General features: G+C 72.9%; 12 protein-coding genes. 3 read left to right on the top strand and 9 right to left on the bottom strand.

The window, feature by feature from the left end:
- The first annotated feature begins 285 nt into the window (after positions 1-285).
- The gene (locus tag ACSNOD_RS21440) at positions 286-915 is read left to right on the top strand and encodes a gamma carbonic anhydrase family protein (protein ID WP_436768621.1); all 630 of its coding nucleotides are present in this window, start codon (positions 286-288) and stop codon (positions 913-915) included.
- On the opposite strand, the gene ACSNOD_RS21435 is transcribed toward ACSNOD_RS21440, so the two are convergent.
- Positions 899-1,576: a response regulator gene (locus ACSNOD_RS21435; RefSeq protein ID WP_436768620.1), complete on the bottom strand. Its 678-nt coding sequence runs from the start codon at positions 1,574-1,576 to the stop codon at positions 899-901. The two genes, ACSNOD_RS21440 and ACSNOD_RS21435, sit on opposite strands and share 17 nt — an antisense overlap.
- On the bottom strand, positions 1,573-2,784 hold the full coding sequence (locus tag ACSNOD_RS21430) for a sensor histidine kinase (RefSeq protein ID WP_436768619.1): 1,212 nt from the start codon (positions 2,782-2,784) through the stop codon (positions 1,573-1,575). Before ACSNOD_RS21430 ends, ACSNOD_RS21435 begins: the two co-directional genes overlap by 4 nt.
- 189 nt (positions 2,785-2,973) lie before the next feature.
- Here ACSNOD_RS21430 and ACSNOD_RS21425 point away from each other — a divergent pair, with 189 nt between their 5' ends.
- Together ACSNOD_RS21425 and ACSNOD_RS21420 are read left to right on the top strand one after the other, a co-directional pair.
- Positions 2,974-4,152, top strand: coding sequence for an FtsX-like permease family protein (locus ACSNOD_RS21425; RefSeq protein WP_436768618.1), 1,179 nt, complete (start codon positions 2,974-2,976; stop codon positions 4,150-4,152).
- Complete coding sequence (locus ACSNOD_RS21420) at positions 4,149-4,835, top strand: ABC transporter ATP-binding protein (protein ID WP_436768617.1); 687 nt, start codon at positions 4,149-4,151, stop codon at positions 4,833-4,835. Before ACSNOD_RS21425 ends, ACSNOD_RS21420 begins: the two co-directional genes overlap by 4 nt.
- Before the next feature lie 13 nt (positions 4,836-4,848).
- On the opposite strand, the gene ACSNOD_RS21415 is transcribed toward ACSNOD_RS21420, so the two are convergent.
- The 7 genes from ACSNOD_RS21415 to ACSNOD_RS21385 form a co-directional block, all read right to left on the bottom strand.
- The gene (locus ACSNOD_RS21415; RefSeq protein WP_436768616.1) at positions 4,849-5,694 is read right to left on the bottom strand and encodes a pentapeptide repeat-containing protein; all 846 of its coding nucleotides are present in this window, start codon (positions 5,692-5,694) and stop codon (positions 4,849-4,851) included.
- A 98-nt stretch (positions 5,695-5,792) separates the two neighbouring features.
- Positions 5,793-7,286 (bottom strand): NAD(P)/FAD-dependent oxidoreductase, encoded by a 1,494-nt coding sequence (locus ACSNOD_RS21410; RefSeq protein WP_436768615.1) that lies wholly within the window; start codon positions 7,284-7,286, stop codon positions 5,793-5,795.
- Positions 7,270-8,472 carry an MAB_1171c family putative transporter gene (locus ACSNOD_RS21405; protein WP_436768614.1) on the bottom strand — a complete coding sequence of 401 codons (1,203 nt, stop codon included), beginning with the start codon at positions 8,470-8,472 and terminating at the stop codon, positions 7,270-7,272. Before ACSNOD_RS21405 ends, ACSNOD_RS21410 begins: the two co-directional genes overlap by 17 nt.
- Positions 8,465-8,938, bottom strand: coding sequence for a hypothetical protein (locus tag ACSNOD_RS21400; RefSeq protein ID WP_436768613.1), 474 nt, complete (start codon positions 8,936-8,938; stop codon positions 8,465-8,467). The genes ACSNOD_RS21405 and ACSNOD_RS21400 overlap by 8 nt, the downstream gene beginning before the upstream one ends.
- Positions 8,939-9,107: 169 nt before the next feature.
- Positions 9,108-9,629: a helix-turn-helix domain-containing protein gene (locus tag ACSNOD_RS21395; RefSeq protein ID WP_436768612.1), complete on the bottom strand. Its 522-nt coding sequence runs from the start codon at positions 9,627-9,629 to the stop codon at positions 9,108-9,110.
- Between the two features lie 134 nt (positions 9,630-9,763).
- On the bottom strand, positions 9,764-10,249 hold the full coding sequence (locus tag ACSNOD_RS21390; RefSeq protein WP_436768611.1) for an SRPBCC family protein: 486 nt from the start codon (positions 10,247-10,249) through the stop codon (positions 9,764-9,766).
- Positions 10,237-11,130, bottom strand: a complete 894-nt coding sequence (locus ACSNOD_RS21385; RefSeq protein ID WP_436768610.1) for an RNA polymerase sigma-70 factor — start codon at positions 11,128-11,130, stop codon at positions 10,237-10,239. Before ACSNOD_RS21385 ends, ACSNOD_RS21390 begins: the two co-directional genes overlap by 13 nt.
- Positions 11,131-11,368 lie beyond the last annotated feature (238 nt).

Raw genomic sequence — 11,368 nt, 5'->3', positions numbered from 1 at the left:
GCCGGGGGTCGTGGGGCCCGTCTCGGGGCGGGCGGTTGACGCACGTTCCGGCAGATCACCTGCCAAGGTATCCACGCCGCCACGGCAGGCCAAGGGTGCCGTCGCATGCCGAACCTTAACGGAAGAGAAAGAACGAAAGTCGTCATTCGATGGCCTCCGGCGCGCCTTTTCGGAATGCGCTTCCCACCTCCCGGTGGGTCGATAGGAGAATCGGATCTTCCCCCTCCGCCCCTCGTGCGGGTGAACGCCCGCATTGCCGCAGGGCCGCGCGGGAAGTCACAGGAAATGTCGCTCAACGCCCGCCATGTCACCGCCGGCGACGGCGGGGCACTCGTCGCCCCCGTGCTCGGGCGCTCCCCCGAGATCCATCCGGAGGCGTTCGTCGCGCCCACCGCGGTGCTGCTGGGACCGGTGCGCCTCGGCGCCCGGGCGGGCGTCTGGTTCCACACGGTGCTCCGGGCGGACGGGGACGAGATCATTGTCGGCGAGGAGTCGAACATCCAGGACGGCGTGGTGGTGCACACCGACCCGGGACAGCCGGTGCGCATCGGCCCCCGGGTCTCCGTCGGGCACAACGCGGTGCTGCACGGATGCGAGGTGGACCACGACGTGCTGATCGGAATGGGCGCCACGTTGCTCAACGGGGCGCGCGTCGGCGCGCACTGCGTGGTGGCGGCGGGCACGGTGGTGGGGCAGGACCGTCACATCCCGCCGCGCTCCCTCGTGGCCGGCCCGCACGCCACGGTGGTGCGCTCGGTGAACGACGAGGATCTGGTCGCGATCGCCGCGGCCACGCAGACGTATCTGGCACTCAACCGCCTCCACCGCCCCGCCGGGCGCCTCGCCGGCGCCTCCAGCGACGTCGCCACGGCTGTCACGGCCGACGTCACGACCGGCATCACGACCGGCGAATGAGGCCCTTCGCGCCGGCGACGGCGACCGCCGCCGTACGGGAGTCGACGCCCAACTTGGTGTAGATGTGCGCGAGGTGGGACTTCACCGTGGCCTGGCTCAGGAAGAGCCGCTTGCTGATCCCGGCGTTGGACAGTCCGTCGGCAACGAGCTGGAGGACCTCGGTCTCCCGCCGCGACAGCGTGGTGGCGGGTTCGCGCATGCGGTCCATCAGCCGCAGGGCCACGGCAGGGGCGAGGGCGGAGCGGCCGGCGGCCGCGGTGCGGATGGCGGCGGCGAGTTCCTCGGGCGGCGCGTCCTTCAGGAGGTAGCCGGTGGCACCGGCCTCGATGGCCGCGAGGATGTCGGCGTCCGTGTCGTAGGTGGTGAGCACCAGCACGCGGGGGGCGCCGGGCCGCGCGGTGATGGCGGCGGTGGCCTGGGAGCCGCCCATGCCGCCGCCCCGGAACTGAAGGTCCATCAGCACGACGTCGACCTCGATCCGCTCGGCGAGGGCGACGGCTTCCTCGGCGGTGGCCGCGTCGGCCACGACCACGAGATCGCCCTCGGCCTCCAGGACGGCGCGCAGCCCGGCCCGTACGACGGTGTGGTCGTCGGCGAGCAGCAGCCGGATGGCCGCCGACGCGGGCGGGGGCGCGCCGGGGCGGTCGCTGGGCTCACTCACGCGCTGGCCTGTTCGTCGGGAGCGGGCGGGCAGGGCAGGGTGGCGGCGAGGGCGGTGCCCTCCCCCGGGGTGGACTCGATCACGAGGGTGCCGTGCAGGGCGCGGACCCGGGCGCGCATCGCGGCGAGCCCGAAGCCGGTGCCCGCGGGGCCCGTGCCGGGCTCGGGCACCTCGTCGACGCGGAAGCCGCACCCGTCGTCCACGACGTCGAGGGCGACCTCGCTGCCCATGTGGCTCAGGGTCATCTCGACGCGGGTGGCCCGCGCGTGCCGGACCGCGTTGCCGAGGGCGGACTGGGCGATGCGCAGCAGGGCCGTCTCGTGGGCGGGGGGCAGGTTCCCGGGCGTGCCGGAGACCTGGAAGTGGACGGCGAGGCCGGTGGCGTCGGCGGTGGTGGCGCACAGCCGGTCCAGGGCCGCGGGCAGCGAGCCGCTGTCCAGGTCGGGCGGGGCGAGGGCGCTGACGAACCGGCGGGCCTCGGCGAGGTTGTCGGCCGCGGTGCGGCGGGCGTGCCGGACGTGGTCGAGGGCCGTCTCCGGCCGGGTGGGCAGGGACCGCTCGGCGGCGCGCAGCAGGAGCTGGATGCTGGAGAGGCCCTGGGCCAGGGTGTCGTGGATCTCGCGGGCGAGGCGCTCGCGCTCGGCCCGGACGCCGGCGAGGTGCTCGGCGGCGGCCAGTTCCTGGCGGGTGTCGGTGAGTTCCTCGATCAGCCGGCGGCGCTGCTCGCTCTCCCGGTAGAGGGCCTGGTAGCCGAGGACGGTGGCGACGGCCACCGCCGCGCCGATCAGCGGCCCGAGCACGGTGCCGAAGGTGAGGGTGCGGGTGTGGCCGGCGAAGCCCACGATCGCGGCGGCGGTGGTGAGCGCGACGGCGGCGAGCCCCCAGCGGGTGGGCAGCAGGTGCAGCTGGACGAAGAACAGCGGAAAGGCGAGCCAGACGCCGTCCGCCGTCAGCGCGAGCAGCACCAGCCACACCGCCACCACGGCGGTCAGCCACAGGGCGGTGGCCGGCGGGGACGCGCGGGTCGCGAGAACGGCCGGCCCGATCGCGTACACGGCGGCCAGGACGGCCGCGGTGGTGAGGACGAGGGGCGCGTCGGCGGCCCGGTCGGTGACCGCGCGGGCGGCGGCGAGCGCGAGGAGAGCGGCGATCAGCAGGTGCAGACAGGCACGCAGCACGCGCAGGGCGGGGGTCAGGGAGTGGGGCATCACGGCCTTTCCAGGGTAGGGCGGGCGCGCGGGTGCGGCATCGATCAAAAGGTTGAGGCGCGGGTGATCCTTTCGTCCTTCGCGAAGCACACCCGGGTGCGATGCCGGGGGCGGGCCGGCGGGGCGACGGTGGAGCCCGCCGCCGGGCACCGGGTCCGGCACCGAGACCACCGAAGGCAGGCAGGATTCGTGTTCGTCGCCTGGAGGGACCTGAGATTCGCCAAGGGGCGGTTCGCCCTGATGGGCGGCGTGATCGTGTTGATCACGCTGCTGGTCGGGCTGCTGTCCGGGCTCACGGCGGGGCTGGGGCGGGAGAACACGTCGGCGATCACCTCGCTGCGCGCCGACCGCCTGGTGTTCGCCGCCCCGGCGGACGGGGAGAAGGTGTCGTTCACGGATTCGCGGCTGGACCGGGACACCTGGGAGCGGTGGGCCGCGGTGCCCGGGGTGGCCTCGGCGGAGCCGCTGGGCATCGCCATGACCCGGGCGCGGGCCGGCCGGGCGTCGGTGTCGGTGTCCGCCTTCGGGGTCCGGCCCGGTTCGCCCGTGGCCCCGGAGGCGGCACGGGTCTCGGACGGCGCCGTGGTGCTGTCCGGCAAGGCCGCCGAGGAGCTCGGGGCCCGGGCGGGCGACGCGCTGACGCTGGGCGGGCGGCGGGTACGGGTCGCGGCGGTGGCCGGTGGCGCGATGTACAGCCATACGCCGGTGGTGTGGACGAGTCTGGCCGACTGGCAGGGGGCGCCGGGTGACGGGCCGGGCGCGCCGGCGGGATCGGAGGCGGGCTCGTCCGGCGGGCCGGGCGCGCCGGCCGGGCAGGGGGCGCCGGGCGATGCGGCCGGGGCATCGGCTCCGTCCGGGGCGCGGGCCACGGTCGTCGCCCTGACGACCACCTCCGCCGACGCGCTGCCGGCCGCCGACGACCGGCTGGGCACCACCACCGTCACCGTCGACGACGCGCTCTCGGCGATCGGCTCGTACGCCGCCGAGAACGGCTCGCTGCGGCTGATGCGCGGCTTCCTCTTCGCCATCTCCGCCCTGGTCATCGGCGCCTTCTTCACCGTCTGGACCATTCAGCGCGGCGCCGACCTCGCCGTTCTCAAGGCGCTGGGCGCCTCGACCGCCCATCTGCTGCGGGACGCGCTCGGCCAGGCGCTCCTCCTGCTCGTGCTCGGCACCGGTGTGGGTACGGCGCTCGCCGCGGGCGTCGGCGCGGCCCTGGCGGACGGAACCGTTCCGTTCGTGCTGAACGCGTCCACCGTCCTGTCTCCCGCCCTCGTCACGATCGCCCTCGGGGCCGTGGGGGCCGCCCTGTCCGTGCGCCGCATCACGTCCGTCGACCCGCTGACCGCCCTGGGGAGCGCCCGATGAGCCTCGAACTGAACGATGTCACCCTGACCTACCCCGACGGGGCCGGCCGGCTCACCGCCCTGGACCGGGTGGGCCTACGGGTCCCGGCCGGCACCGTGACCGCCGTGATCGGCCCCTCCGGCTCCGGGAAGTCCAGCCTGCTGGCCGTCGCCGCCGCCCTGGTCACGCCGGACAGCGGCACCGTGGTCATCAACGGCACGGACACCACGGGGATGAGCCGCGGCGCGTTGACCGCGCTGCGGCGGGACACGGTCGGCATGGTGTTCCAGCAGCCGCATCTGCTGCCCTCGCTGACCGCGGTGGAGCAGGTCCAGCTCATGGCGCACCTGGCCGGCCGCGGGGTGCGGCGGGCGCGGTCCCGCGCGCTGGAGCTGCTGGCCGCGGTGGGCCTGTCGGACGTGGCCGGCCGCCGGCCGCACCAGCTCTCCGGCGGTCAGCGCCAGCGGCTCAACATCGCCCGTGCGCTGATGAACGACCCGGCGGTCCTGCTGGTCGACGAGCCGACCAGCGCGCTGGACCACGAGCGCGGCGCGGCGGTGCTGGAGCTGCTCGTGGCCCTCACGCGTCAGGGGGCGCGGTCGACGGTGCTGGTCACCCACGACCGTTCGCACCTCGCCGCCGTCGACCGGGTGGTCGAGGTGCGCGACGGCCGGCTCACGGCGGGCGCGGCGGCGGGCGCGTGAGCCGGACCGGGTGCTACGCCGTCCAGTGCGCCGGGCGGGTGAGCGCGGGCGGCAGCTTGGTGGCGAGGTCGCCCTTGGCCGCGTTGACCTGCTGCTGGGTGAGGAAGATGCTCTCGCCGAGGTCCGCGCCGGCGAGGACGGCGTCCCGCAGATCGGCCCCGATCAGATCGGCCTGCCGCAGGTCGGCGCCGGTGAGATCGGCGGCGATGAGGCAGGCCCCGCGCAGATTGGCGCCCCGGAAGTCGACGCCCTTGAGGTCGGCCCCGATGAGGTCGGCGCCCCTGCGGTCCTTGGCCTTGCGGCGAACCGTGGCGCGTACGAGTTCGCTGGTGCGCAGCAGCACGGTGTTGGCCTCCTGCCGCTGGGCCATGACGTCCACCTCCTTCAGGGCCTCGGGGTCGCGGCGGGTGAGGGCTTCCGTCGCGTCGAGCACACGGCGAATCCGGCCGTGCACGGGGCGGGCCGCGTCCAGCGTCAGCGCCTCGGTCAGGTACCAGAGCAGCTCATGGAGGTGCCGCACGATCGGGAAGACGTCGAACATCAGGCGCGCGGTGTCGGGGGCCTGCCGCCAGTCCCGCCCGCCGAAGGTGATCTGCGACACCTTCTGGCCGGCGCCGAAGCAGTCGTACGCGGTGCAGCCGGTGAAGCCCTTCTGCCGCAGCCGGCTGTGGATGCCGCAGCCGAAGTCCTCCCGCAGATTGGGGCAGGGCCGCCCGGCGTCCTTGTCGATGGCGAAGTCCGCCGACGCGGCGAAGGGCAGGGCGACGCAGCACAGCCCGAAGCAGTTCCCGCAGTCCGCGCGCAGACTCTCCCGCCCGCCGTCGATCTCCGCTGGGGGCTGCTGGCGTCTCTGTGACACGGGGCGTGGTTCCTCTGGGGTCGGGCGGCGCTCCCCGGCCCGCCCGGAGCCGGGCGGCTTCGAGCGGAGCACGGGACGTTTGTGCTGATCCCCTCATTTTAGGCGCCGCCGGCACGGGCCCGGGACGCGGCGGTCCGCCCGCCCGGCTCGGCGGCCGCGCGGCGCGGGACATCCGGCGAGGAGACACGCTCCGCCGCCATCAGAGGCGGTTCCGACAAGGGGGCGTGCGTGGGCCCCCGCAGCACGGCGGTCATCACCCGTGGGGAGAGGAGACACGTCAATGGCGCGGAGAGCGTCATGGCGTCGAACAGGGCCCGGGTGACGGCTGGACGGCTGATGGCGGTGCGGCTCAGCCTGTCCATGTAGCTCCGCAGCAGGCGCGCCGCGGCCGGCGGCTTCTCGCCGATACACCCCGGATAGAGGATGTCCTGCCCCGTGGCCAGCTCCCACGGGCTGCCGACGACGCGGGCCAGGCCCGCCTGGACGGTCCGGGCCAGGGCGGGATCGGCGAGCCCCTGCCCGCACACCACCTCGCGCAGCACGTCGGCGCTCTGAGCGGCAACCGACATGCCGTGGCCGTAAATGGGGTTGTACGTGGCCACCGCGTCACCGAGCGCGACGAAACCGCTTGGCCACACGGGCATGCGTTCGTAGTAGCGCCGCCGGTTGGCCGTGCTGTGCGAGGTGTACACATCGGTCAGCGGTTCGGCGTCGGCGATGAGGTCCGCGACCAGCGGGTGCCGGATGCTCCGGGCGAAGGGTTCGAAGGCCGTGGGGTCGCGGGAGGGCTCGCCGCCGCGGGTGCCGGAGAGGGTGACCAGCCAGCGGCCGTTCTCGATGGGCACCAGGGTCGCCGTGCGGCCGGGAACCGGCTGCCGCGGATCGGACTGCACATTGACCACTGGATAGTTCTCGGTGCCGAGAGGAGCCTTGAAGATTCGGGTGGCGTAGGCGAGCCCGGAGTCGACCACCTTCTCGCGCACCGGGGGCAGCCCCAGGTCGGCGAGCCAGCGCGGAGCCGCGGAGCCCCGGCCGGTGGCGTCCACCACGAGGTGGGCTTCGAGGCGCTCGCACGCGCCTGTTCCGGTGTCTCGCACCCGTACGCCGGTGACCCGGTGGGCGTCGCCCGTGAGCCCGAGGACCTCACAGTGCTCCCGTACGGTGATGCCACCTCGTGTGAGCGTTTCTCTCGCGACGCAGTAGTCGAGGAGGTCCCGGGAGCAGGCGAACAGGAATTGTGTTCCGGGGAAGCGGCGGAGCCAGCCCTGTGCGGACAAGGACACCAGGCCGCTCGGCAACGGTACCCGGTGGGCCCCGGCCGCGAGCCACGCCTCCGTGACGCCCGGAAGCAGCGATTCGATGGTGCGGGCCCCTCCGGACCACAGCAGATGCGCGTGCCGCGCCTGGGGCAGCCCCTTGCGGGGAGCGGCGGTCGCCGGGAACCGGTCGCGCTCGACCAGGGTGACCTCGCCGTGCTCCGCGAGCACGGCCGCGGCGAGCAACCCGGTCAATCCACCACCGAGCACTACGGAACGAGAGGCGGATCGGCCGAGCGCAGGACAGGTGGCGTGGGTGCTACGGGGTTGCCTCATGAACGGTGGTCTCCTGACTGGACGTGCGCGCAGCGGCGACAAGCGGAGAACGAAGGGCACGGGAGACGCGGACGAGCGTGGTCCGTTCGAGCCGTGTCGAGGACCGCGAGGGTGCGACGGCCTCGGTACCCCGGGGCGCCGAACCGGCGGCCTTGTTCCGCGCCGCCGCCACCAACCCGGCCGCTTCGGCGATGGCCTCGGCCTCGATCTCCGGCATGCCCGCGCGGAGAGCCCGGGCGTACGCGGCGTCGGCGGCGTCTGCTCCCCCGTAGGGGCGGAGCGCCAGTCGACCATCGTGGATCTCGGCGATACGGCGGGTCAGCCGTAACTCGATGGCCCACCAGGGCACGGGCACGGGAGCGACGATCGAGGGGGCAGCGGCGCGCATCTCCTGCCACAGCGGCTTGAGGACGACAAGGGTGCGCAGGCCGGACGCCCTGTCGGCGGCGACGGAAAGACGATCTCCGATCAGGGGGAGAAGGAAGCCCGTCGAGACGAACAGGCTGGCGATGGCGGCGACCATAGGGGCGACCGAAGTGTTCAGCGCGTCCCAGTCGGTCTGTGCCCAGCGCGCCCCGACGGCGATGAGCTTCGCGGCGTCGAAACCGAAGCTCAGCAGGAATCCGCACTGGAGGACCCGCAGGCCCCGCCGCAGCCAGGACCCGGGTGCCACCTGGCGGGACCAGCGCAGGCACAGAATCATGACGGCTACTGTCGCGGCGGCCTGTCCCAGCAGGTAGAGCACGATCAGTTCGCGCATGAACGGCGTGGTGGCGTAGTAGGTGTCGAAATCCACCCGGCGCTCCTGAGGCGCGTCCCCCAGAGCGAAGAGCGTGATCAGGGCGAGACCGATGAGGGTGTACCCCACCATCCAGCCGCGGGCGACTCTCCGCCTCCGCCGCGCGGAGCCACCGCGCCAATGGACGACCAGGACCAGTGAGGCGGCGCTGAGGCCGCACACAAGGACATAGACGAGCGGGACCGAGAAGTTGGCCACACCGGAGACCCGGTTGACCACGCCGATAATGCTGGGACTGGCGAAGAAGAAGGTGCATGTGCTCAACAGGAGTACGGCACACACCGAGCGGAGCAGTGGGTTACGTGGCGCTCGGAACAGCGTCGGCACCTTGCAGCAGAAGGCGATCGCCGTGGCCGAGGCGGGCAGCAGATATATCGCGTCACTCATGGCCGGGCGCCTGCGGCCGGTTCGCCAGCGATACCTCCAGGCGGCGCACGAGGGCCACGGCGGACTCCGGCACGCCACCCGCCGGGTCGACGATCCGATCGCTCGGCAGGCGTCGGCGGGCCTTCGCGCCCAGCAGGGAGCCGAACAGCTCCGCCTCCGTCTCCTCGTCCTCGCAGTAGTCGGTGCGGGCCGCTACGCGTGTGGCGACGCGTTCGACGACGGCCGCGTCGAGGTTCGGCGCGAACAACCTGGACGCCTCGGTGATGTCCAGCGCCGCCGGATTCGCTTGGTGTGCCTCGAGGTGCCAGAACTCGTGGCCGAGTATCACCAATTGGTGATCCGGTACGGTGTTCGCCTCGCAGAGGATGAGGTGTCGGGTGTCCGTGGCCACCCACAGCCCACTGACGGTCCGTGGCGGGAAGGGGACGAGCCGGTGCGTCACCGGCCGTCCGTGACGCTTGCTCATGGCCGCGCACAGGGCGGTGAACAGGTCATTCGGTGTGGCGGGCCCCCGTAACCCCGAGCTTTGCAGCAGTTCGGCGCACAGGCGCCGCATTCTCCTCACGTTCACGGCACTCCCCTGGCTGCGGTTCGGCTCTGACACATCCCTGTCCCCTCCGCCGGAACACGTCGGCCTATGCCTCACCCTCGGGGAGTGCGGGGTCGGTCGTTCCCAGGATCTGATCGACAATGGCCAGCACGGCCGCCTGCCCTTCGGGAGTCAGCCGCTTGGCCCGCATGCAGATCTGCTCCACGCGATGGTCCGCCTGGAGCTTGGCCCAAAGGGCGTCCGCGTCGGGCTCCCGCTCCCCGCCGCTCCGCCCGGCCTGCTCCCTCGCCGGCGGGGCACCCGCACGCCGCGCCTGGAGCGAACGCAAACGGCGCTCGACAGCGCGGACAGATGGGTGCTCATCGGGCCGGAGGAAGTACTCGATGCCGTTGATCTCGAAGAACTCGGCCAGGCGCAACGCCTTTTGCGCGTTGGGAATGGAGCGGCCCTTACGGAGCTTGCTGACGTACTGCGCTGTGACCCCGACATAGGCGGCGATCTCCGCGTCGGTGTAGCGCCTCCGGCCGTCCGGGAGGACCAGGTCGACCAGGCGCTGCAGCCTCTGCCCGAAGAGGGCGGCCGCGTCCGCGGTCGGGGAGCTCCGCACAGGTTCCGACGAAGGCGGGGACATGAGTCGGGATCGTAGGGCCTCCCGCGGCGGCGCGGAAGGCCACGACCCAACAATAGTTCCGCCTGATGCCGCATCCCGCCTTGGCAGCACGGCTCATCGGAAACTCGACCTCAACGGGAGTTGTACCGCGCCATGTCCGTTTCCGGCCGGGGGCGCCGGGTCAGGACGGTGTCGGCCGTGTCGAGGATGTTGCGGAAGGTGCGGGTGATGATCGGGCGGGCGAGGCGGCGGGTGAGGAACGGGCCGAGGAGGGGGACGGGGATCTCGGCGCGGGTGGTCCAGCGGACCAGCGTGCCTCCGTCGACCTCGGTGAACGTCATCTTGCCGATGTCGTGCCGGGCCGGCGGCAGGCTGCGCTCGACGACGTAGTCGGTCGCGTACGGCGGGTCGTAGTGGGTGATGCGCTCCCGGAACCAGCCGATCAGCCAGAGGTGGTGGCGCACCGCGCCGACCCCGTAGGGCGCGCCCTCGCCGTGCCTGGCCAGGCGGCAGCGCACCACCAGGGGCGAGCTCGTGTAGTGGGTGGTCGTGGTGAGCCAGGCGAACACCTCGTCGATCGGGGCGTGGACGACGCGTTCGACGGTCATGGTTTCCACAGCGGGTGACCTCCTCGGTCGAGTGTGCGCACCGCATCGGCGGTACGGAGTTTGTCCGGGTTGCGCATGCCGTAGAGGGCGGTGATCCGTCCCTCGTCGATCTCGAAGGCGACCAGCCAGTCGAGTTCGCCGTCGGTGAGGAACCGTGCCGCCGGCATGCCGTTGTAGGTGGCGCGCTCGATGTGCGTCGCGGCGATGGCGCCGGCCATGCCGAGGACGAACCGGAGAACCTCGGCGCGGCCCGTGAGCGGGCGGCGGGCCGCGACCACCTTCCCGCCGCCGTCGGAGAACTGCACGACGTCCGGCGCCAACAGGTCCATCAGCGACTCGACCTCGCCGGTCGTCGCCGCGAACAGGAACCGCTGGACGATCTCCCACGCGGCCTGGGAGTCGGGCTCGAAGCGGCGGCGCCGCGCGTGGACGTGCCGGCGGGCGCGGTGCGCGATCTGCCGGACGGTGACCTCGCTCTTGCCGATCGAGGCGGCGATCTCCCCGTGCGGGTAGCCGAACACGTCGTGCAGCACGAACACCGCGCGCTCGGTCGGGTTCAGCGTCTCCAGCACGAGCATCATGGCCATCGACACGGACTCGGCGAGGATCGCGTCGTCGCTCACGTCGGGCGCGGTGAGGATCGGCTCGGGCAGCCAGGTGCCGACGTACTCCTCGCGCCGGGCCTTGACGGTGCGCAGGTGGTTGAGGGCCTGACGGGTCACCACCCGGACCAGGTACGCGCGCGGATGCTCGACGGTGGCCGGGTCGACGGCGCTCCACCGCAGATAGCTCTCCTGCAGTACGTCCTCGGCGTCGGCGGCGCTGCCCAGCATCTCGTAGGCGATGGTGAACAGCAGCGGACGGTGCTCGGTGAAGGCGTCCTCAGCCATGCTCCACCCACCGCGCCCACCGCGCCCTCGCACATCGACACTCCGTCATGAACACCCGGCTCCTTTCGTCGGACGTTCATGAGACACCCCGAGGCGGCGAACCGTGACAGTCCGCCGCTGTGATTCACTTCACCTCTTGATCGGGGTCAGGGACCGGCGATGAGACGGGCGAGGGGGGGGCCCCGGCCGGCGAACGGACCACGACGAGCGCGCCGGCGTGGGAGGGCCGCACGCCCTT

Origin of the sequence: Streptomyces sp. URMC 123, from assembly GCF_051386515.1 — a bacterium.
In the GTDB taxonomy this organism is placed as follows: Bacteria; Actinomycetota; Actinomycetes; order Streptomycetales; family Streptomycetaceae; genus Streptomyces.
This window is presented reverse-complemented; position numbering and strand designations above follow the sequence as displayed.

Excerpts from the sequence above, each read along its gene's own strand:
- ACSNOD_RS21440 (WP_436768621.1), top strand. The coding sequence starts at position 286 with ATGTCGCTCAACGCCCGCCATGTCACCGCCGGCGACGGCGGGGCACTC.
- ACSNOD_RS21430 (WP_436768619.1), bottom strand. The coding sequence starts at position 2,784 with ATGCCCCACTCCCTGACCCCCGCCCTGCGCGTGCTGCGTGCCTGTCTG.
- ACSNOD_RS21420 (WP_436768617.1), top strand. The coding sequence starts at position 4,149 with ATGAGCCTCGAACTGAACGATGTCACCCTGACCTACCCCGACGGGGCC.
- ACSNOD_RS21410 (WP_436768615.1), bottom strand. The coding sequence starts at position 7,286 with ATGAGGCAACCCCGTAGCACCCACGCCACCTGTCCTGCGCTCGGCCGA.
- ACSNOD_RS21405 (WP_436768614.1), bottom strand. The coding sequence starts at position 8,472 with ATGAGTGACGCGATATATCTGCTGCCCGCCTCGGCCACGGCGATCGCC.
- ACSNOD_RS21400 (WP_436768613.1), bottom strand. The coding sequence starts at position 8,938 with ATGAGCAAGCGTCACGGACGGCCGGTGACGCACCGGCTCGTCCCCTTC.
- ACSNOD_RS21385 (WP_436768610.1), bottom strand. The coding sequence starts at position 11,130 with ATGGCTGAGGACGCCTTCACCGAGCACCGTCCGCTGCTGTTCACCATC.